The organism is Brachybacterium sp. NPDC056505 (assembly GCF_042794925.1).
Classification (GTDB): Bacteria; Actinomycetota; Actinomycetes; order Actinomycetales; family Dermabacteraceae; genus Brachybacterium; species Brachybacterium kimchii.
Map to the genome: position 1 here is coordinate 173150 of NZ_JBHTSV010000001.1, position 19511 is coordinate 192660.

Below are 19511 nucleotides of genomic sequence, written 5' to 3' on the forward strand. Positions count from 1 at the left end.
GAGCGCCGACCGATCTCGGACGCTCGTCGTCGATCTGACGAGGAGGGTTGGGGATGGGCACGAGATCCACCACGCTCTTCGGGCGCTGCGCGGCTTCGGGGGCGCGCGCCGTCATTCCGCCAAGCGTGCCCCGCAGAGGTCCACGAGCTGGGCGTTCGAGACGGCAGCCGCGCCGCCGGGGAGGACCAGGGTGTCCTCGAGTCCGATGCGGGTGTCCAGGCGCAGTCCACGCGCGATCTCGAACGCGGGCCAGGCGGAGCGCTCTTCGCCGTGCAGGAGGATGCTCGCGGCGGGGCGGGCCGCGCGGATGATGTCGAGGATCGCCCGGGCTTCCGCGGGCGCCTGGTCGCCGGGGATGTCCTGGATCTCGACGAGCACGCGCGTGCAGCGGCCTGCGAGCGGGGATGCTGCCCACCGCTCGGCCGCCTCCCTGGTCCAGACGCCCGCCTCCACGCCGATGCCTCGTGAGAGCAGCAGATCGGCGACGTCCTCGGCCCCGTCCTCGTGCCAGTTCACGGAGGCGACGTCGGGCAGCTCCTGCCATGCGCCGATGAGTGCGCAGCGCTCCGCGGGGTCCGAGGCGCTCCACGCACCCGTCGTCACACCGAGCTCGACGCGCGGGCACGCGCCGCGGAAGGTCCGGATCCATCGATCGACGTGCGCGAACGCGAGCGAATCACGACCGTCCTGGTCCTTGGGGTGGATGTGGACAGATCCGACGCCCACATGTGCCGTCGCCTCACTGACCTGCACGGACGCGGCGACGTCGGCCGCGACCGCCGACGGATCGGCGGACAGGGCAGGGTGCTCGTCAGGAGTGCGGGCGCCGTTCGGACAGACCTGGAGAAGCATGCGCACAGGCTAGTCAGGCGGTGCGACGGACGAGGCCCTGCGCCTGGTGCTCAGCGGCTCACCGCCGCGAGCCCCGCCCTCACGTCCTCGATGAACGCTTCCGGCGTCTCCAGTGACGGGAAGTGACCGCCCGATTCCGGCTCGTGCCATCGGACGATGTCCCGGAACCGCTCCTGCGCCCACGGCCGGGGCCAGGTCTCGATGTCGTGGGGGTAGGTGGTGACGGCGGTCGGGACGTCGACGCGCAGTGCCGGGGAGAGCGAATCGTGGCTCTCCGCGTAGATGCGGGCGGACGACGCTCCGCTGCGCGTCAGCCAGTACAGCGTCACGTTGTCGAGGAGCCGATCCCGCGAGATCGTCTCGCAGGGGCTGTCCCAGGTGTCGGTCCACGCGGCGAACTTCTCCAGGATCCAGGCGAGGAGACCGGCGGGGGAGTCGACCAGGGAGTAGCCGATCGTCTGGGGGCTGCTCGCCTGCACCTTCGCGTAGGCCGCCCGCCGTGCCCAGAACGTCTGCGAGCGCTCGACCATCGCGCGCTCGCCGGGGGTCAGGGCGTCCGTGCTCAGTCCGGGAGGGGGCTGCGCGACGAGCGTGTGGATCCCGATGACCTGCTGCGGGAACCGCCCGCCGAGGACAGTGGTGATGACACCGCCCCAGTCGCCGCCGTGCGCGAGGAAGCGCCGGTATCCCAGACGCTCCATGAGCTCGACCCAGACGGCGGCGATCTTCTCGATGCCCCAGCCGGTGCTGGCCGGCTTCCCGCTGAAGCCAAACCCCGGCAAGGACGGAGCGACCACATGGAACGCGGGAGCGTTCGGGTCGGCCGGCTCGGCGAGGGCGTCGATGACGTCGACGAACTCCGCGATGCTCCCAGGCCAGCCGTGCGTCATGACCAACGGTGTCGCATCCGGGCGGGGGGAGCGCCGATGCAGGAACGCGATGTCCAGTCCGTCGATCCGGGTGACCTGCTGCCCGATCTCTTGGAGGCGGGACTCGAACGCCCTCCAGTCGTAGTCCGTGCGCCAGTAGGCGATGAGCTCAGTGAGGTCGGCGAGCGGGACGCCCTGGGCCCAGCGCTGCGGGCCCTGGCCGGAACGGGGAACGGTCTCCGGCTCGGGAAGCCGCGTCGATGCGAGGCGATCGCGGAGGTCTTCGAGATCGCCCTCGTGGGTCTCGACGCGGAGTTCTCGGATGTCTCGGGTCGTGTCGGACATGACGTCTCCTGTGCGGGGAGGGGTGCGCGGGACTCTTTCGCTCGGATGAACTGGCAATGCCAGTTCCGAACCAGCATAGACAGTTCTCTGCGGCCGGCGCAGGAGCGGCAGGACATCCGCGTCGACAGTCCCAGGAACGGGCTACGGTGGTTCCATGCCTGCAGAGCCTCCCGAATTCCGACTGGGCAGCGTGCTCTCGACGAACTTCACCGGCACGCTCACCGAGCGGAGCGGCGACCCCGTGGAGCGCATCCCCACCCCCGGACGGCTCGTGGAGTGGCTGGCGATCTTCGGGCTGGATGTCCCCTCGTGCAGCCCGGTGCAGCTCGAGCGCGCGCGGGAGTTCAGAGAGGCGATCCACGCCGCCGCCACGGCGTCCGCGAGCGGTCGAGCACTGCCCTCATCGGCCGTGGAGCTCATCAACCTGCGCAGTGCCGGTGGTCATGCGTCGACGCGACTGTCCCCAACGGGGGAGCGTGTGTGGGAGCTCCGCCCGGCGCGGGCCCTCGAGGATGCGCTCGGCGTCATCGCCGCCGACGCGATCGACATCATCTCCGGTGCGCGCGACGGCCGCCTCGCGCTGTGTGCCTCACCGACCTGCCGAGCCGCGTTCTTCGACTCCAGCCGCAGCCGCACTCGGCGCTGGTGCGACATGAACACCTGCGGGAACAAGGAGAAGAAGGCGCGCTTCAGCGCCCGCCATCCGTGAGCGGCGTGCGAGGCCCGCTCATCCCTCGCGCACCCCACCCGCCCACGTCCCGATCCGCGAGATCTCCGCGGCGAGCTCGGGCGGCTCGATCACCTCGATCGGCAGGCCCAGCCATGCGAGCTGCACCGCGATCCAGCTGAGGTCCCGGGCACCCGAGCGCAGGATGCACGCGTCCTCCCCGTCGGCCGTGATCGTGCCGGCGAAGGCGGGGATGCGCGGCGCGACCTCGCTCGCCGGGCGCAGGATCCGCACCCGGGCGCCGATCGGGTACGCGCCCACGCTGATCGACTCGCGCACGTAGGTCTCGATGTCGGGGGCGGGGCGGGCGGTGAAGCGGAAGGTGCTCGCGCGCACCTCATGCATGCGGTCCAGGCGGAAGGTGCGCCAGTCCTCGCGGTCGAGGTCCCAGGCGAACAGGTACCAGCGGCCCTGGATCGACAGCACCCGGTAGGGCTCGAGGCGCCTGGTCGCGCGATGCCCGTCGGCCCGCTCGTAGTCCACCCGCACCTGCACCCCGTCCCGCACGGCCCGGGCGAGCGTGACCAGGGTCGAGGAGAGGATGCCGCCGGCGCCCGCGTGCGCATCCACGACGTGCAGGGCGTCGGTGATCGCCGAGACCTCGGCGCGCACGCTGGGCGGGAGGATCCCGTCGAGCTTCGCGAGCGCGCGCACGGCCTGCTCGCCGAGCCCGTCGATCCCGGAGCCCGCCGCGAGCCGCAGGGCGACGGCGATCGCGGTCGCCTCGTCGCCCTCGAGCAGCAGGGGTGGCAGGGCCCGCCCGGCGCCCAGCTGGTAGCCGCCGCCGTGCCCGTTGGAGGCGAGCACCGGGTAGCCCATGTCGCGCAGGCGGTCCACGTCGCGCCGCACGGACCGCGTGGTCACGCCCAGCTCGTCGGCGAGCTCGGGGCCGGTCCACACGGTGCGCGACTGCAGCAGGTTCAGCAGGCGCAGGGTCCTTCGGGTCACGTCGGTCATGGAGAGAGTCTGCACGAGATCGCGGACAGGAACTGTCCGCATGCGCGAGGAGCATCGGTTCTGCCGGTCGATGGAACCGCCGTCGGCCGATCGATCCGCCTCCGGCGGACATCCCCGTCGGCGCCACGGCGCGCCGCACGATCCGAGGAGACAGAGATGCCCTTCCTGACCGCAGATGTGACCGACGAGCGCGACGCCCTCGCGACCTTCGCCTCCCAGCAGATCCGCCAGCTCGGGACCACCCTCCACGGCCTGACCCCCGAGCAGCTCGCAGCGACGCCGAGCGTCTCGACCATGAGCCTCGGCGCCCTGGCCAGGCACGCCCTCTTCGTCACCGAGAACATCCTCGCCGGCATCAGCGAGGCGCCGCAGCCCAGCACCGGCGCCGAGCGCACCCCCGAGCAGGCGCAGGCCGAGGGCACGATCGACGCCGCCGCGATCCGGGCGGACGACACGGCGCAGGGGCTCATCGACGCCCTCGAGGAGCAGGCGCGGGCTGCAGGCTCCCTGCTGCAGAAGGTCGACCTCGACACCGACGTCCCGATCCCCGACGCCCCGTGGTTCACGGGCGCCGAGCACTGGAACAACCGCTGGAGCGCCCTGCACCTCATCGAGGAGCTCGCCCGGCACACCGGGCACGCGGACATCATCCGCGAGAGCATCGACGGCAAGGGCACCTACGAGCTCAACGCCCTCGCCGAGGGCGGCACCTGGCCGCCCGCCGGCTGGTGAGCAGAAGGAGAGCACGATGAGCGATCAGCACGTGACCCCGGATCAGCACGGGGACTACGACCAGACCACCACCCGCGGCGCCCTCCTCGCCCAGATCGAGGGGCACTGGGAGGACATCGCCCGGCCCCGCCTGGAGGGCCTCACCGACGAGGAATACTTCTACGATCCGACGCCCGAGGCCGCCGGGCCGGCCTGGAGCGTGCACCCGCGCAGCGAGGTCCGCTCGGGCACGCAGGGCGGCAGCGGCGAGATGGTGATCGACTTCGAGTTCCCCGAGCCGACACCGCCTCCGTTCACGACGATCGCCTGGCGGCTCGGGCACGTGATCGTGGGCGTGCTCGCCATGCGCAGCCACGGCCACTTCGACGGGCCCGAGGTCGACTACTTCAGCTGGGACTACGCGGGCGGCGCGCAGGAGGCGCTGACCCAGCTCGATGCCGAGTACGCGCGCTGGATCACCGGGCTGCGCTCCTGGAGCGAGGAGGACTTCTCCCTGCCCTGCGGGCCGTCCGAGGGCCCGTACGCCGAGCATCCGCGGGCGGCGATCGTCGCCCACATCAACCGCGAGCTCATCCACCACCTCGCCGAGATCGCGCTGCTGCGCGACCTCTACGCCCACCGGGGCTGAGTTCAGGCGCGGGTCCGGGTCCGGGTGCGGCGCCGGATCAGCGCAGCACGTCCGCGGCCGATGGGGCCGGGATCTCGGCGTCGAAGGGGAGCATCGGCCGGGCGATCCGGCGGTGACCCAGCCGCACGAGGTCCTGGTCGACCCCGCCCGGGGTCAGCGCCATCATCCAGTCGGCCGCCGCGGCGTGCTGGTCGGGTTCGAGGTAGCCCATCTTCACGACCACCACGTCGGCCCAGGTCATCGTCAGACCCAGGCGCGCGAACATCGCCTCGGTCGAGAACTGCGCGCGGCGCGAGGTGACGACGACCTGCAGCCCCGTCGCCTGCGGCTCCGACGGCCTCGGCTCCGTCGGCGACTCGCCTCCCGTCGGCGCGAGCACCCGCAGCACCGCGGCGACGCCGGTCGCGGGGGAGTCGTCGAGCGCCTCGACTTCGACGTGCAGCGGCACGGGACCGGGGTCGCGGGCGTCGATGCGTCCGCCGACGCTCACCTCGCCCCGCCCGCCGACTCCCAGAGCGGCTGCGCGTCCCGCCGTCTCGGGATCGACGATCGAGACCAGCAGCGCGGTGACCTCGCCCGCGCGGATCTCGGGGCGTGCGGCGAGCGCGGCGAGGCACCCGGTGGTGTCGTCCGCCCCGCCCGCGCCGGGGTTGTCCCCGGAGTCCGAGATCCAGAACGGCCGCGCGGAAGAGGCGATCGCCGCATCCAGGCACTCCTCGAACGTGCCGGTCGGAGCGACGAAGACGAAGTCATGCCGGGCCTCCCAGATCGCGGTCGCGAGCTCGAGGGCGGCGGCGTCGACGGCCTCCCCGTCGGCCCCGAAGGCGACGACAGCCGCCTGGCAGCGGTGCTCGTCGGCCCAGGCGAAGCCGATCCAGTAGGAGACGTCGGTGACGCCCTCGCGGGCGGCGAGCTCCGGGATCCGCGCATACAGCGAGGCCGCGGGCTCGACGCGGGTCGACGTCATCTCCCCGGGCAGCAGGATCGGCACATGCACGAGCGCCCGATGGGGCTTCGGGGCCGGGCGGCCGACGGGCGCCGCCGCGAGCGCATCCAGCAGGCTGCGCACTGCCCGCTCGCGGGTCTCGGCGACGTCGACGTGCGGAGCGGTGCGGTAGCAGGTGAGCTGGTCGCAGCCCGCGAAGAGGGCCGGCGAGACGTTGCCGTGCAGGTCCATCGAGGTGCCCACGAGCACGTCCTCGCCGATCACCTCGCGGATCGCGGTGATCAGCGCGCCCTCGGCGTCGTCCATACCGAGCACGCTCATGGCGCCGTGGATGTCGAACCACAGGGCGTCCAGCGGCGGCCCGTCCTCGGATCCGGCGATGAGCTCCGCGAGACCCTCGAGGATCTCCGCACGCCAGGCCTCGAAGTCCTCGCGGTCCAGCGGCCCGCCGGGAAGGGCCCCGGCGTGCAGCACGCCGTGCCACGCGGCCGCCTCCCGCAGCGGCGATCCCGCGGCGAGGAACGGGTGGCGCTCGAGCACCGCCTCGCCCCGGCGCACGTCGAAGTCCGCGGCCGTCGACACGTACGGCGTGAAGGTCGAGGACTCGATGTGGATCCCGCAGACCGCGATGCGGGGGAGGGGAGTGCGGGTCTGCGCGGCAGCCGGATGCGCGCTGGAGGGTTCGTGGGGCATCGGTGCTCCGTGATCGTCGTGCGGGCGGGGAGGGTCGGGCCGGCCGCGGAGGGTCGGGACGGACCGGGGCGGGGTGCGGGACGGATCGACCCGCGCGGCGGGCCGCGGGACGGCGGTGACCCGGCGCACGTCGGCGTCCTACGATCCTTCCATGAACGAGCGCCGCGCCCTCCTGCCCCGGGGTCTGATGATCCTCGTCGGCCTCGCGGCGATCTGGCTCGTGCTCGAGGGGATGCAGGAGGTCGCGGGCCTGGTCGTGCCCGTGTTCCTCGCCCTGAACCTGCTGATCGCGGTCCAGCCCCTCGCCCGCGGGATCGAGCGCCTGGGCGCGCCCCGGATCCTCGGCTCGATCGCCGCGATGCTCACCGTGCTCCTCGCGCTCGCCGTCTTCTTCCTCGCGATCGGCTGGTCGATCTCCCAGCTGGTGGGGCAGCTGCCCCGGTACGGCACGGAGTTCAACGCGCTGCTGCAGAGCAGCCTGGACCGCCTCGCCGGCTGGGGGGTCGGCCAGGACCAGATCGACCAGTGGCTCTCCGACTTCAACTTCTCGAGCCTCTTCGGGCTGCTGAACCAGGCGCTCAGCTCGCTGGGCGCCCTCGGCGGACTGCTCGCCGCGGCCGTCGCCACGATCATCTTCTTCGGGCTGGACGCGGCGGGCCTGCCCGGGCGCCTCGACGTGGTGCGCCGGACCCACCCCCGCGCCCACCATGCACTGCTCGACTTCGCGCATTCCGTGCGGACCTACTGGCTGGTCACCACCGCCTTCGGCGCCGTGGTCGCGGTGATCGACGGGCTCGCCCTGTGGGCGCTCGGCGTGCCGCTGCCCGGGGTCTGGGCCGTGCTGCTGTTCCTGTGCAACTACATCCCGAACATCGGCTTCATCTTCGCGATGATCCCGCCCACGCTCATGGCCCTGCTCGCCCAGGGCCCGTGGACGGCGGTCGCGGTGGTCGCGCTCTGCGTCGCGGTCGCCATGATCCTGCAGGGGCTCGTGCAGCCCCGCGTCACCGGGCACGCCGTGGGCCTCTCCGCGAGCGTCTCGTTCCTCTCGGTGCTGTTCTGGTCCTGGGTGCTCGGCGCCGCCGGCGCGCTGTTGTCGGTGCCGATGACGCTGCTGGTCAAGGAGCTGTTCGTCGACTCCGACCCGCAGGCGCGCTGGCTGAACGCCTTCCTCGCCGACTCGCCGAGGGCGGCGGAGGAGTCCCCGGCGGATCGGCTCGCGGCGAGCGGGGCCGACGGGGCGGCGCAGGGCGAGACGACCGACGGGGCGGAGCCGGATGAGACGACCGACGGGGCAGAGCGGGACGAGAGGACCGACGAGGCCGGACGGGACGAGAGGACCGACGCGGACTGACCCGTCGGCCCCGGATCTCGCTCCGGGGGCTGTCTCAGAGCACGGGGTCGTGCGGGTCGTCGGCCGCGACCCCGAGCTGCCAGGTGACGCCGAAGCGGTCCTGGACCCAGCCGAAGGGGCCGAATCCGTAGTCGTCCAGCGGCATCAGGGCCATACCGCCCTCGAGGAGCGCGCCGAACACGCGTTCCTGCTCGGCGGAGTCGGCGCAGTCGATCCACAGCGAGACGCCCGGGGTCATGTCCCAGCCGTGCTTCATGAGGGTGTCGCTCAGGCGCAGGCGCTGACCCGCGATGATCTCGATCTCGGCGAGCTGGACGGCCTGCGCCGGATCCTCCAGGATCTCGAGGCCGGGCGCTCCCTCCGGCCACGGCTCGCGGCTGACCACGCGGCTCTCGTCGAACAGGCTCGTGTACAGGGCGATCGCCTCGGCGGCGTGCTGACCGCGCGCGGGCTGGAGTGTGAGGAACGGGAGCATGCGGCGCATCGGGGCCTCCGGTGGTGGTCTGCGATTCCGGGCGGATGAGACCTCCAGTATGGGCGCCAGGCGCCCCGGTCTCACCGTCCCCGCGGGGCGGGGGGCCGGGCCGTTCCCGGCGCGGGCACCGCCTTCGATGTCGCCAGGTGAGGTCTCACGCTCTCCATGGCGTTGAGACCTCACCTGGCGACATCGAAGCCCAGGGGGCCGGGGCGGCAAAGGAGCCCGGGCTCGGAAGAGGCGGTACCTGTGCGGGCCGACGTCAGCGGGCGAGCGCCGACTGCTCGAGGGCGGTCGCGTCCAGGACGGCGCGCGCCCAGGCGGGATCGTCCGTGGTGAGGGTGTCGACGCCGATCTCGGCCGCGAAGACGACCGCGTCCGGGTCGTTGAGGGTCCACGCGTTCAGGGCCATCCCCGCCTCCTGCGCGCGGATCACGTCGTGCTCGCGCAGGTTGGTGAGGGTGAGGCCGAAGGTACGCGCGCCGATCCGGGTCGCGTACTCCCAGTCGTCCTCCGTGGGCGTCTTCGTGATCAGGCCGATCGCCTGTCGGGGAGCGACCTCGCGCAGGGTCTCGAGCACCTCGCGCAGGAACGAGATCACCACGACCCGGTCCCTGCCCGACGCCTCGACCAGCGCATGCGACGCCGGGGCGCCGCCGGGCCCCTCGTCGGCCGACGGAGTCCCGTCCGCGACCGACGACGGGGTTCCGTCCGCGAGCGACGACGGGCCCGCGGCGCCCGCCCCGCTCCCGGCCGCGGCGCGGGCGAGCAGCAGACGCGCGACGGGCTCCGCCGCCGCGGGTGCCTTCACCTCGAGCAGGAGCGGGACCTCCGCGTCCGCCGCGAGGTCGAGCACCTCCTCGAGATACGGCACCTTCTGACCCTCGACGATCGAGTCGCCGCCCGTCCCGGCGGACCCGTCCGACCCGTGGGCCCCGGGGACCCCGGCGAGCCCGACGGGCGCCGCCTCGTGCCCGATGCCCTCGCGGCCGCCGCCCACGCGCACGTCGGCCAGCTCGGCGGCGGTGAGCTCGGCGATCGCACCCGAGCGGCGGGGCGAGTCCTCCGAGACGGTGCGGTCGATGCGGGCGTCGTGCATGACCACGAGGCGCCCGTCGGCGCTCAGGTGCACGTCGCACTCGAGCACATCGGCGCCGTCGGCGATCGCGCGGCGGAAGGAGATCAGGGTGTTCTCGGGCAGGACGTCCTTCGCGCCGCGGTGCCCGACGATCAGCGGAGGCATCAGCCGAGCACCTTCTCGATGTCCTCGCGATTGTCGTCCATGACCTCCTGGAGCTTCGGGGCGAGGGCGTCGAGCACCGGCTTCGCCTCCTTGTTGTCGCCGTAGACCTGGGCCATCGCGGCGGCGATGTCGGTGACCGCGCCCTGGAACCAGTTCGTGCGGTCGGCCGTGTGGGCGTTCTCCAGCTGGTCGAGGGCGACCTTGAAGTTCGGGTCCTCCTTCACGAGGTCCTTGACGATCTTCGTGTCCTTGGCCGTCTTCACGATCGGCACGTATCCGGTGCCCTTGTGCCACTGCGCGGAGTTCTCCGGCTCGGCGAGGAAGCGGAACAGCTCCGCGCAGGCGTCCTGGCGTTCCTTGGAGTCCGAGCGCACGATCGAGAGCCCGCTGCCGCCGGTGGGCACCTTCGTGGGGGCGTTGACCTGGCCCAGCATGAACGCGGCGCCCACCTCGAAGTCCGCCTCGTCGGTGAAGCCGCGCAGGGAGGCCGTCGAGCCGCGGGTGCCGGCGGAGATCCCGGTCGTGAAGTCCGTGCCGGAGGACTTCGCCATGTACGCGAACTTGTCCTCGTGGATGAACTTGCGCTGCCACTCGAGCCACTCGACGCCCGGGTCCTGGTTGATCGTGACGTCGAAGTCCTTGGAGTTCTGGCCGCCGAAGGCCCAGATGTCGGCCTGGCCGAACCACTCGTCGGCCGAGCTGAACGTCATCGCGGACATCGGCTTGCCGTCGACCTGGAGCTTCGTGATCTCGGGGGCGAACTCGGCGAGCTCGTCCCAGGTCTTGGGGCCCTCCTCGGGCAGCCCGAGCTTCTTGTACACCGTCTTGTTGTAGTAGTAGAGCGGGTTCGAGCGGGCGAAGGGCACCACATAGGTGCTGCCGGCGGCCTTGCCCTCGTTGATGTAGTTGGGCAGGTAGACGTCGAGGTTCCAGTCGTCGTCGAAGTAGTCGTCAAGCGGGGCGAGAGCACTCGAGAAGTAGAACTGCAGCCACTGCATCTCGGGGAAGCAGACGATGTCCGGCACGGCCTTGGCCTGCAGGGACGCCGTGAACTTCTGGTTCAGGTCCGCATAGGAGCCCTGGGACTCGCTGATCGCGACGATGTCGTCCTGGGACTCGTTGAACTTCGTGAACAGCTTCTGGACCTCGGCGTAGAGGTTCCCGGTGAAGGGCGCCCAGAACAGGATCGCGGTGCGGCCCTTGTACTTCGAGGGGATCTCGAGGTCGGCCTGCGAGAAGCCGTCGCGCACGGGCTCCGAGGCGTCGTCGGAGCCGCCGGGGGCGCCGCAGGCGGCGGCGCCGAGGCCCACGGCCCCCAGGCCGAGGCCCGCCAGGAGGGAGCGCCTGCTGGGAGTGGCCAGGCGACGGGACGGGGTGAGGAGCGAACGGGACATGGCAGGGCCTCCAGGAGTGCGGGGGTGGGTCATGTGCGGATGGGTGCGGTCGGGGACGGACGGGTCACTTGAGCGCCCCGGCGGCCATGCCGCCGATGATGCGGCGCTGGGCCAGGAAGAACAGGAGCAGCATCGGGGCGGCCGCGATGACGGTGCCCGCGAGCAGCGCGCCCCAGTTCGTGTAGCCCTCCTGGCTGCGCAGGAACAGCAGGCCGATGGGCAGGGTGCGCATCGAGGCGGTCGAGGTGACGATCAGCGGCCACACGTACTCGTTCCACTTCCCGACCAGCACGATCAGGGTCGCGGTGAGGATCATCGGCCAGCTCATGGGGACGACGATGAGCACCATGCGGCGCAGGTGCCCGGCGCCGTCGACCTCGGCGGCCTGCATGATCTCGGGGTCGATCGTGCGCATCTGCTGGTAGAGCAGGAACATCGCGAACGCCGATCCGATGCCCGGCAGGATCAGGCCCTGGTAGGTGTTCAGCCAGCCCAGGTTCCCCACGGTGATGTAGTTGACGATCAGGGTGACGTGGCCGGGCAGCATCATCGAGCCGATGAGGAACAGAAACAGGAAGCGCTTGATCCGGAAGTGCACGAACGCGAAGGCGTAGGCGCACAGGATCGCGTTGAACATCTCCAGCGCCGTGCCCACCGACGTCGTGATCACCGAGTTCACGAGGAACCGGTCGAAGGGAGCGGCGTTCCAGGCGGAGGAGAAGTTGTCCAGGTGCAGTGAGGTGGGGAACCACTTCAGCGGCCAGGAGTAGATGTCGGAGTTCGACTTCACGGCCCCGCTGAACAGCCAGTAGATCGGGACCAGGAACACCAGCAGCGAGGCGATGACGAGGATGGTCAGCACGATCGTCTGCCAGAGCGGCCGACGGACGGCACCGGCGGTGCGGTCCTCCTGGCGGCTGCGGCCGGGGAGCAGACGGGAGAGCGGGCCCGGGGTGCGCACGGTGGTGGTCATGACGCGTAGTTCACCTTCTTCTCGCCGAAGCGGACCTGCATGAATGTGAGCACCAGCAGCAGGACCAGCAGCACCGTCGCGGCGGAGGAGGCCTTGCCGATGTCGAACTTCTGGAACGCCTCCTCGTAGATCATCCAGCTGAGGGTGGAGGAGGAGATCCCGGGCCCGCCGTTCGTGAGGATCGAGATCAGGTCGAAGGCCTGCGCCGCCGCGATCACCCCGGTCACCGACAGGAAGAAGGTGATGGGGCTGAGCAGCGGGAGCACCATGTGGCGCAGCATCGTCACGCCGTGGGCGCCGTCCAGCGAGGCCGCCTCGAGGATGTCCTTCGGGAGGTCGAGGATCGCCGTGTAGTAGATGACGGTGACGAAGCCGAGGCGCTGCCAGAGGTAGGCGACGGTGACCGCGGCCAGCGACCAGTCCGAGGTGGTGGTCCACTGCGGGGACTCCATCCCGACCAGGTTGAACAGGAAGCGCGAGAGGCCGAAGCTCGGGTCGAACATGAACAGCCAGAGCATGCCCACGGCCGCCCCCGGGAGCATGTGCGGGGCGAACGCGAAGGTGCGCACCATCCCGGTGAACGGCACCTTCGTGGCCAGCAGCGTGCCCAGCAGGACTCCGCCCACGAGCGATCCGACCACGGTGACCGTGGTGAACACGAGCGTGTTCAGCATGACCGACCAGAACTCCGGGTCGGTGAACAGGTCGATGTAGTTCTCGAGCCCCACCCATTCGGGCATGGGCGCGACCAGGTCCCAGTCCATGAAGCTCAGGACGATGTTGTAGATCGCCGGCCAGTAGGAGAAGACGAGGATCGCCGCGAGGTTCGGCAGGATCAGCAGGCAGAACAGCAGGCCCTCGCGGATCGTGCGTCGGCGGCGCACGGGGCTCATGGGCCGACGGCGCAGCGGCGGCCGGGACGCGGCCTGCCCGGCGTCGGACCCCGTCTCCCCGGCGTCCGGGGTCGTGGGAGCGGGGGGTGAGAGGACGGCGGACCGACCGGCCGTCGTGGCGGGGACAGCGGCGGAGGAGGACATGCGGGGCTCCTCGGGATCAGAGGACGAAGAGGGGTCTCGACGCGCCTCGCGGATCGCTGCGGAGATGCCCTGGAGGATGCGCGCCGTGCGTCGGCGGGCCGGTCCGGAGACCTGCTCCAGGGCGCTTCCGGAGGCGGGCTCCGGGGCGAGGCGATCTCACCGTAGGAAGGGCCGGGAGGACGGGCAATGTTCGCGAACGCGGCGTGACGAGGCGGTGGCCTGGACATGGAACGCCAGGTGAGAGCGCTCCCAAAGACGAGGTGAGGCGGTCGCGGGCCCTGGCGGCGCCCGGTTCGGGGGCCGACGTCCCCCGGGGTTCACGCAGAGTTCCGGAGACGTTGAGGCGAACGCCCCGCGCCCGTCGCGAGCGCTCCGCGGACCGGTTCCGTGGTGTCACCCGGGCGCCATGTGATCGTCGTGGAGCTGTGATGGGGGCCGTGCAGAGTGCCGTCGACCCCTCTCCTCCGGAGGACAGAAGATGCAGCCCTCGCCGTACCAGTCGCAGGATCCCGGAGCATCCCCGCGCCCCGCGTCCGCACCCGCGCGCCCCACCTCGACCATGGACGACGTGGCCCGGCGCGCGGGCGTCTCGCGCTCGACGGTCTCGCGGGTCTTCCAGCCCGGCTCGAGCGTCTCCGACGACGCGAAGATCCGCGTGCACGAGGCCGCGCGGGAGCTCGGCTACGTGCCGAACCTGGTCGCGGGCGGGCTCGCCGGCGGGCTCACCCAGCGCACCGTGCTGGGGCTCGTCGTCCGCGACGCCACGAACCCCGCCTACGGACTGCTCATCGGCTCCCTGCAGGCCGCGGCGCAGGAGCGCGGGCGCCACCTGATCAGCGTCTCCGCCTTCCCCCACGAGTACGGACCCGAGGAGGTCGTGGGCCTGCGGAGGCTCGTGGGCATGCGCGTGGCCGGGGCGTTCGTCGCCACCGGCGTCACCCCGCCCGAGGACATCGTCGCCGCGAACGCCGCCGTCCCGGTGATGGTCGTGGGCCGTCCCAACGACGACCCGCGCCTGGAATCCATCAGCTACGACGAGGCCGCCCACGGCCGGATGATGGCCGACCGCATCCTCGCCCTCGGCCACCGCCGGGTGGGACTGCTCGTCGCGCCCGTGCTCTACTCCCGCGTGTTCGAGCTGCGCATGCGCAGCGTGCGGGAGCGGCTGCGCGAGCGCGGCGCGACGGTGCGCGAGATCGACCTGCTGCCCGTGCGGACCGGCGTCGCCGGGGCTCTTGACGTCGCGGCCGGTGAGGACCTGAGCTGCATCGTCGCCCCCGTCGACTACGCCGCCCTCGAGCTCTGGCGGGCGGCCCGCACGCGAGGCGTGCGGATCGGGGAGGACGTCCACCTGGTCGGCTTCGACGGCATCAGCGACGGGCTCGACCTGCTGGGACTCACGACCATCCGCCTGCCGATCGAAGCCGTGGCGCACGAGGCCGTGGAGCGGATGGTCGAGCTCACGGACGCGGAAGAGCGGGGCGCCCAGGACGGAGTCGATGGGGCCGGAGGGGCGGCGCGGCACGTGCTGCGCGTCGGGCGGCTCATGGAGGGGAGCTCGCTCGGGCCCGTGGGGTGACGAGCTGTCCGGGGGAGAGCGGTCCCGGCAGCGGGCGTCATGGGACGATGCGTCGCATGACCGCACGGACGGGGCAGGGGCGCGGCCGTGGCGCATCGCGCCCGAGGCGCTGGCCGATCGCGGTCGTCCTGCTCGTGGTGCTGGCTCTCGCAGGGGGAGTGGTCGTGGTGGGGCGGAGCGTCGGCGTGCAGCCCGTGACCTGCACTGTCGTCTCCGCGAAGCCGCAGGCCTCGGGCGGCGGAAGGCACTCCGCTCCTGGCGCCAGCGTCTATGTGACGACGGTGGAGTGCGGTGCCGTCAGGATCCGCGATGGTGTCACGCGGGAGAACATGGCGCTCGTGTCGACCCGGGTCGACGACGCCGCGACGTGCACCTTCGATGCCTCCTGGTGGGACCGCACCGTGAAGGACTGGCTGGGGATGACCGCGCGGGGCGCGGTCACGTGCACGACTGAGGACGGTGCCCGCGCCGTCGGCTGAGCGTCGCGCGGGGCGAGCGGTCATTCGGGTGCCCATGATCTGACCACTCTCGTGCTCGGGAAGCATTGCCTGGCAGGATCGGACGGCGCTGTCCTGCAGACCGGGCGGTGCCGCGGTCTTCGTTGCCGTGTGCCGGCCGGCCGGATCCGGGCGCCGGCCTCTCTGCGTGTAGGCGTCGACTATCTGCCCGTCGGCTCGTCGACCGCGTCCGCCCGTCGGCCCACCCGCCGAGCGACCACGTCCCCGAGGAGGACCATGACCACCGCCCCCGATGCCCCCGTCCTCTCCTTCGAGGACGTCACTTTCCAGCGCTCCGGGAAGCTCATCCTGCCGGGCGTGACCTTCGCGATCGGCCGGGGCGAGCACTGGGTGATGCTGGGTGCGAACGGCGCCGGCAAGAGCACGATCCTCGGTCTCGCCGGTGGGAACGCGCACCCCACGAGCGGCACCGTCGGCATCCTCGGCGACCAGGTGGGCCGCGTCGAGCTGCGCGCGCTGCGCGAGCGCATCGGGCACGTCGACCCGCGCCACCTGGTGCGCTCGCCGCTCACCATCGAGGAGGTCGTGCTCACGGGCTTCACCGGCACCGCCGAGAGGATGATGCGCTGGGTCCCGGAGTCGGCGCAGGTCGACCGGGCCCGCGAGCTCATGGACATGCTGGGACTGGGGGCCAAGCGCGAGTCGACCTGGCCCACGCTCTCCCAGGGCGAGCGCGGCCGCGCCCTCATCGCCAGGGCCCTCGTCACCGACCCCGAGCTGCTGCTCCTGGACGAGCCGACGACGGGCCTGGACGTCGCCGCCCGCGAACAGCTCATGGAGACCCTCGAGGTGCTCCCCACCACCCACCCGGGACTCACATCACTGCTGGTTACCCATCATCTCGAGGAGATCCCGACGACCGTCACCCATGCGCTGCTGCTGCGCGACGGCGTCCCCAGCGCGCACGGCCCGATCCGGGACGTGCTCACGACCGAGGCCGTCTCCGCGGCCTTCGACCATCCGATCGCGGTGCGCCACGAGGACGGCCGCTGGAGCGCACGCTCGATCCGGCGGTGAGGGAACCGGCGGTGGTCCTTCGTCTCATGCGACCAGTGAGGTGAGGGCCTCGGCGACGCTCCCCCGATCGATAGTGCGATGGGCGAAGTCGAGCGCGGGGTGCTCTCCGACCCGGATGCTGCGGCGCGCGTGACGCAGCAGCTCGACGTCGTTCACGTCGTTGCCGACGGCGGTGTACGAGCCGTCGAGGATGCCGAGGCGGCGCAGCGCGAAGTGCTTGGTGACACTGCTCGGCGCCACGTCGATCAGGTGCTCGTCGGGATGGACGGACACAGTCAGACCGGCGCCCCGCAACTGCTCGATGACTCGGGGATCCTCGGTGAACAGCACTGCCTTCGCGTAGTCGGGGAGCGCACTGCGCGGCAGGTTGCGGGCGAGGCCTCCGGCGTCGAGCTGGCGGAAGATGCGGTGCTGCTCGTCGCCCGTGAACGAGAAGTCCCAGGGCCCGTCGACGAGCGCGGGCAGGCACCGCGATTCCATGATCTCGTCGAGCAGGGCCCTGGCGGCGGCGGGGAAGCCGACCACTTCGACGTCGGCGCTCTGAGCCCGCCGCACGAAGGCGCCGTTGCCGCCGATCAGGGCGCTGCCGGCGAGCTCCTCCGGGAGCACGGGCAGCAGGTCGCGCACCGGCCGCGCGGAGGCGAAGACCAGTGGGTGCCGCTCGCCGACGCGGCGCAGGGCCTCGACGATGTCGTCCGCGAGGGTGCGGCCGTCGAAGCAGAGGGTGCCGTCGACGTCGAGCACCACGGGCTCGTCGGCGGCGCCGCCCCCGTCGGCGACACCGTCCCCGTCGGCGGCGCCGCTCCCGTCGGCGATGTCATGGACCGGCCTATACGGGACATCTCTGCCAGATATGGCAGAGATGTCCCGTATTTGCCGCTCGGCGACCGCCACCCGGCGCAGTCGATGCTCGTCGGCGACGTGCTCCCGGCTCACCCGGTGCGCGTCGACCCCGTGGGCCCCGCCTGCCGCGCCGTCCTCGCCGTCCCCGCCGGCCCCGCCGGGAGCGCCGCCTTCGGGGATCACGGCACCCGGTGGCCCGCCGCGCGGAACAGCTCGTACCACTCGGCGCGGGTGAGCGGCAGCTCCGAGCCGTCGGCGGAGTCGGTGACGCGCTGCGGCGTGGTGGTGCCGAGCACGACCTGCATGTTCGCGGGGTGGCGGGTGATCCAGCCGGTCGCGATCGCCTCCGGGGCGACGTCGTACTTCGCGGCGAGGCGGTCCACCACGGCGTTGAGCTCCGGGTACTTGTCGCTGCCCAGGAAGACGCCGTCGAAGAAGCCGCCCTGGAAGGGCGACCAGGCCTGGACGGTGATGTCGTTCAGGCGGCAGTAGTCGAGGATGCCGCCGCCGTCCAGGACGCTGGACTGCTCCTCGCCGCTCATGTTCGCGGCGATGCCCTGCGCGATGATCGGCGAGTGCGTGATCGACAGCTGCAGCTGGTTGGCCACGAGCGGCCGGGTCACCGAGCGCTTGAGCAGGTCGATCTGGCGGGGAGTGTGGTTGGAGACGCCGAAGGCGCGCACCTTGCCGGAGGCGTGCAGGTCGTCGAAGGCGCGGGCCACCTCGTCGGGCTCGACGAGCGCATCGGGACGGTGCAGCAGCAGGATGTCGATGTAGTCGGTGCGCAGGGCCTTCAGCGATCCCTCGACGGACTCGATCAGGTGCTCGTAGGAGTAGTCGAAGTAGGGGCCGTCGGTGACGATCCCGGCCTTCGTCTGGATGGTGATCTCGGAGCGCTCGTTCGCGTTCAGGTGCATCGCCTCGGCGAAGCGCCGCTCGCACAGGTGGTCGCCGCCGTAGATGTCGGCGTGATCGAAGAAGTCGATGCCCGCGTCGCGGGCCGTGTTCACGAGGGTGCGGATCTCCTCGTCGGACTTGTCGTTGATCCGCATGAGGCCCAGCACCACGTTCGGTGCCGTGATCTCGGTGCCGGGAAGGGGGAAATGCTTCATCGCAGAGACTCCTGTGTCGTCATGAGATCGGCCGCGGACGCGGTCGGGCCGGTGAGCGGTGCTCGCCGGAGGCAGAAGGGGCGGGAGCTGGCGGGGCGGACGGGCCGGCCCGACGGGCGATGGGGACAGGTGAGTCCCCGGTCCGACGGGCGGGGCCGGGGCTCCACCCGTCGGACGGAGCCCCGGCCCATGCTGTCAGGCGGCGCGTGCTGTCAGGCGGCGCGTGCTCTCGGGCGCGCGCCGCTCGCCGTCAGTTGAACTCGAGCGGGTGGGTGCCCACGCGGCCCGAGCCGTCGCCCGAGTCGAGAGCGTCGATCGCGGCGACCTCGTCGCCCGTCAGCTCGAAGCCGAACACGTCGAAGTTCTGCTCCATGCGCTCGCGGTGCGTGGACTTCGGGAACACGATGAAGCCGCGCTCCAGGTGCCAGCGGATGACGACCTGCGCGGGGGTAACGCCGTGCGCGGAGGCCGCGTCGGCCACGGAGGACTCCTCGAACAGCGGGTACTTGCCCTGGCCCAGCGGGCCCCAGGACTCGATGTGCATCCCGTTCTTGCCGGCCCACTCGAGCACGTCGCGCTGCTGGAGAGCGGGGTGCAGCTCGATCTGGTCGACGGCCGGCACGACGCCGGTCTCCTCCACGAGGCGGTCGAGGTGCTCGGGCAGGTGGTTCGAGACGCCCACGGAGCGGGAGAGGCCCTGGTCGCGGATCTCCAGCAGCTTCTGCCAGGCGTTGACGTAGGTGTCCTTCTCGGGGGTGGGCCAGTGCGTGAGGTAGAGGTCCACGTACTCGAGCCCGAGCTTCTCGAGGCTCTCGCGGATCGCCGCGTGCGGCTCCTCGCCGGCCTGGCGATCGTTCCACAGCTTGGTGGTCACGAACAGCTCGTCGCGCGGGATGCCGCTCTTGGCGATCGCGGCGCCCACGCCCTCCTCGTTGCCGTAGATGGCGGCGGTGTCGATGTGGCGGTAGCCGACCTCGAGGGCGCTGGTCACGGCCTTCTCGGCCTCGTCGGCCGGGACCTTGAAGACGCCGAAGCCGAGCTGGGGGATCGCATGTCCGGAGTTCAGGTTGATGGTGGGAACAGTCATGGCACCGAGCCTAGGAAGCCTCGATATATAAGTCCAACAGCTCGCAGCGATGCCATTCATGGTGCCGACTCGTAGATGAGAGGATGAGCCGGGCCGGGTCGACGGACGGGCCGGGCAGGCCGATGGGCCG

Annotated in this window: 19 protein-coding genes; 7 read left to right on the plus strand and 12 right to left on the minus strand. The window is 71.6% G+C overall.

Annotated features, from left to right (window positions below):
* Positions 1-111 precede the first annotated feature (111 nt).
* Both ACFQ53_RS00825 and ACFQ53_RS00830 read right to left on the minus strand, forming a co-directional pair.
* Positions 112-852: a 3-keto-5-aminohexanoate cleavage protein gene (locus ACFQ53_RS00825; RefSeq protein WP_377853945.1), complete on the minus strand. Its 741-nt coding sequence runs from the start codon at positions 850-852 to the stop codon at positions 112-114.
* 50 nt (positions 853-902) lie between these two features.
* Positions 903-2066, minus strand: a complete 1164-nt coding sequence (locus ACFQ53_RS00830; protein ID WP_377853948.1) for an epoxide hydrolase family protein — start codon at positions 2064-2066, stop codon at positions 903-905.
* 154 nt (positions 2067-2220) lie between these two features.
* Between ACFQ53_RS00830 and ACFQ53_RS00835 the strand changes: the two genes are divergently transcribed.
* Complete coding sequence (locus ACFQ53_RS00835) at positions 2221-2775, plus strand: CGNR zinc finger domain-containing protein (protein ID WP_377853951.1); 555 nt, start codon at positions 2221-2223, stop codon at positions 2773-2775.
* 18 nt (positions 2776-2793) lie between these two features.
* Here the strand turns inward: ACFQ53_RS00835 and ACFQ53_RS00840 are convergent, their stop codons facing one another.
* Entirely contained in the window at positions 2794-3750 is a 957-nt protein-coding gene (locus ACFQ53_RS00840; RefSeq protein ID WP_377853954.1) for a helix-turn-helix transcriptional regulator, read from the minus strand.
* 156 nt (positions 3751-3906) lie between these two features.
* Here ACFQ53_RS00840 and ACFQ53_RS00845 point away from each other — a divergent pair, with 156 nt between their 5' ends.
* Both ACFQ53_RS00845 and ACFQ53_RS00850 read left to right on the plus strand, forming a co-directional pair.
* Positions 3907-4482 (plus strand): DUF664 domain-containing protein, encoded by a 576-nt coding sequence (locus tag ACFQ53_RS00845; RefSeq protein WP_377853957.1) that lies wholly within the window; start codon positions 3907-3909, stop codon positions 4480-4482.
* Positions 4483-4498: 16 nt separating this feature from the next.
* A complete protein-coding gene (locus tag ACFQ53_RS00850) occupies positions 4499-5110 on the plus strand; it encodes a DinB family protein (RefSeq protein ID WP_377853960.1) in 612 nt (203 codons plus the stop codon).
* Between the two features lie 37 nt (positions 5111-5147).
* Here the strand turns inward: ACFQ53_RS00850 and ACFQ53_RS00855 are convergent, their stop codons facing one another.
* Positions 5148-6749, minus strand: a complete 1602-nt coding sequence (locus ACFQ53_RS00855; protein ID WP_377853962.1) for a M81 family metallopeptidase — start codon at positions 6747-6749, stop codon at positions 5148-5150.
* A 151-nt stretch (positions 6750-6900) separates the two neighbouring features.
* Here ACFQ53_RS00855 and ACFQ53_RS00860 point away from each other — a divergent pair, with 151 nt between their 5' ends.
* Positions 6901-8103 (plus strand): AI-2E family transporter, encoded by a 1203-nt coding sequence (locus tag ACFQ53_RS00860; protein WP_377853965.1) that lies wholly within the window; start codon positions 6901-6903, stop codon positions 8101-8103.
* 34 nt (positions 8104-8137) lie between these two features.
* Here ACFQ53_RS00860 and ACFQ53_RS00865 read toward each other — a convergent pair whose 3' ends face one another.
* The 5 genes from ACFQ53_RS00865 to ACFQ53_RS00885 all read right to left on the minus strand — a co-directional run bounded on the left by ACFQ53_RS00865 (position 8138) and on the right by ACFQ53_RS00885 (position 13225).
* Positions 8138-8587 carry a VOC family protein gene (locus ACFQ53_RS00865; protein ID WP_377853968.1) on the minus strand — a complete coding sequence of 150 codons (450 nt, stop codon included), beginning with the start codon at positions 8585-8587 and terminating at the stop codon, positions 8138-8140.
* A gap of 253 nt (positions 8588-8840) precedes the next feature.
* A complete protein-coding gene (locus tag ACFQ53_RS00870; protein ID WP_377853971.1) occupies positions 8841-9821 on the minus strand; it encodes a glycerophosphodiester phosphodiesterase in 981 nt (326 codons plus the stop codon).
* A complete protein-coding gene (locus ACFQ53_RS00875; protein ID WP_377853973.1) occupies positions 9821-11215 on the minus strand; it encodes an ABC transporter substrate-binding protein in 1395 nt (464 codons plus the stop codon). Before ACFQ53_RS00875 ends, ACFQ53_RS00870 begins: the two co-directional genes overlap by 1 nt.
* Before the next feature lie 64 nt (positions 11216-11279).
* Entirely contained in the window at positions 11280-12188 is a 909-nt protein-coding gene (locus ACFQ53_RS00880) for a carbohydrate ABC transporter permease (protein WP_377853975.1), read from the minus strand.
* Positions 12185-13225: a carbohydrate ABC transporter permease gene (locus ACFQ53_RS00885; protein WP_377853978.1), complete on the minus strand. Its 1041-nt coding sequence runs from the start codon at positions 13223-13225 to the stop codon at positions 12185-12187. The genes ACFQ53_RS00880 and ACFQ53_RS00885 overlap by 4 nt, the downstream gene beginning before the upstream one ends.
* Before the next feature lie 478 nt (positions 13226-13703).
* Between ACFQ53_RS00885 and ACFQ53_RS00890 the strand changes: the two genes are divergently transcribed.
* From ACFQ53_RS00890 to ACFQ53_RS00900, 3 genes are all read left to right on the plus strand, one after another.
* Complete coding sequence (locus ACFQ53_RS00890) at positions 13704-14804, plus strand: LacI family DNA-binding transcriptional regulator (protein ID WP_377853981.1); 1101 nt, start codon at positions 13704-13706, stop codon at positions 14802-14804.
* Between the two features lie 56 nt (positions 14805-14860).
* A complete protein-coding gene (locus ACFQ53_RS00895) occupies positions 14861-15283 on the plus strand; it encodes a hypothetical protein (protein ID WP_377853984.1) in 423 nt (140 codons plus the stop codon).
* Between the two features lie 255 nt (positions 15284-15538).
* Complete coding sequence (locus ACFQ53_RS00900; RefSeq protein ID WP_377853987.1) at positions 15539-16339, plus strand: ABC transporter ATP-binding protein; 801 nt, start codon at positions 15539-15541, stop codon at positions 16337-16339.
* Positions 16340-16363: 24 nt separating this feature from the next.
* Here ACFQ53_RS00900 and ACFQ53_RS00905 read toward each other — a convergent pair whose 3' ends face one another.
* The 3 genes from ACFQ53_RS00905 to ACFQ53_RS00915 form a co-directional block, all read right to left on the minus strand.
* A complete protein-coding gene (locus ACFQ53_RS00905) occupies positions 16364-17365 on the minus strand; it encodes an HAD hydrolase family protein (protein WP_377853990.1) in 1002 nt (333 codons plus the stop codon).
* Positions 17362-18294: an aldo/keto reductase family oxidoreductase gene (locus ACFQ53_RS00910; protein ID WP_377853993.1), complete on the minus strand. Its 933-nt coding sequence runs from the start codon at positions 18292-18294 to the stop codon at positions 17362-17364. The genes ACFQ53_RS00905 and ACFQ53_RS00910 overlap by 4 nt, the downstream gene beginning before the upstream one ends.
* A 250-nt stretch (positions 18295-18544) precedes the next feature.
* Positions 18545-19381: an aldo/keto reductase gene (locus ACFQ53_RS00915; protein ID WP_377853996.1), complete on the minus strand. Its 837-nt coding sequence runs from the start codon at positions 19379-19381 to the stop codon at positions 18545-18547.
* Between the last annotated feature and the right edge of the window lie 130 nt (positions 19382-19511).

Bases quoted from the DNA above. Each gene is read 5' to 3' on its own strand.
- ACFQ53_RS00825 (WP_377853945.1), bottom strand. From the start codon at position 852: ATGCTTCTCCAGGTCTGTCCGAACGGCGCCCGCACTCCTGACGAGCAC.
- ACFQ53_RS00830 (WP_377853948.1), bottom strand. From the start codon at position 2,066: ATGTCCGACACGACCCGAGACATCCGAGAACTCCGCGTCGAGACCCAC.
- ACFQ53_RS00835 (WP_377853951.1), top strand. From the start codon at position 2,221: ATGCCTGCAGAGCCTCCCGAATTCCGACTGGGCAGCGTGCTCTCGACG.
- ACFQ53_RS00840 (WP_377853954.1), bottom strand. From the start codon at position 3,750: ATGACCGACGTGACCCGAAGGACCCTGCGCCTGCTGAACCTGCTGCAG.
- ACFQ53_RS00845 (WP_377853957.1), top strand. From the start codon at position 3,907: ATGCCCTTCCTGACCGCAGATGTGACCGACGAGCGCGACGCCCTCGCG.
- ACFQ53_RS00850 (WP_377853960.1), top strand. From the start codon at position 4,499: ATGAGCGATCAGCACGTGACCCCGGATCAGCACGGGGACTACGACCAG.
- ACFQ53_RS00855 (WP_377853962.1), bottom strand. From the start codon at position 6,749: ATGCCCCACGAACCCTCCAGCGCGCATCCGGCTGCCGCGCAGACCCGC.
- ACFQ53_RS00860 (WP_377853965.1), top strand. From the start codon at position 6,901: ATGAACGAGCGCCGCGCCCTCCTGCCCCGGGGTCTGATGATCCTCGTC.
- ACFQ53_RS00865 (WP_377853968.1), bottom strand. From the start codon at position 8,587: ATGCGCCGCATGCTCCCGTTCCTCACACTCCAGCCCGCGCGCGGTCAG.
- ACFQ53_RS00870 (WP_377853971.1), bottom strand. From the start codon at position 9,821: ATGCCTCCGCTGATCGTCGGGCACCGCGGCGCGAAGGACGTCCTGCCC.
- ACFQ53_RS00875 (WP_377853973.1), bottom strand. From the start codon at position 11,215: ATGTCCCGTTCGCTCCTCACCCCGTCCCGTCGCCTGGCCACTCCCAGC.
- ACFQ53_RS00880 (WP_377853975.1), bottom strand. From the start codon at position 12,188: ATGACCACCACCGTGCGCACCCCGGGCCCGCTCTCCCGTCTGCTCCCC.
- ACFQ53_RS00885 (WP_377853978.1), bottom strand. From the start codon at position 13,225: ATGTCCTCCTCCGCCGCTGTCCCCGCCACGACGGCCGGTCGGTCCGCC.
- ACFQ53_RS00890 (WP_377853981.1), top strand. From the start codon at position 13,704: ATGCAGCCCTCGCCGTACCAGTCGCAGGATCCCGGAGCATCCCCGCGC.
- ACFQ53_RS00895 (WP_377853984.1), top strand. From the start codon at position 14,861: ATGACCGCACGGACGGGGCAGGGGCGCGGCCGTGGCGCATCGCGCCCG.
- ACFQ53_RS00900 (WP_377853987.1), top strand. From the start codon at position 15,539: ATGACCACCGCCCCCGATGCCCCCGTCCTCTCCTTCGAGGACGTCACT.
- ACFQ53_RS00910 (WP_377853993.1), bottom strand. From the start codon at position 18,294: ATGAAGCATTTCCCCCTTCCCGGCACCGAGATCACGGCACCGAACGTG.
- ACFQ53_RS00915 (WP_377853996.1), bottom strand. From the start codon at position 19,381: ATGACTGTTCCCACCATCAACCTGAACTCCGGACATGCGATCCCCCAG.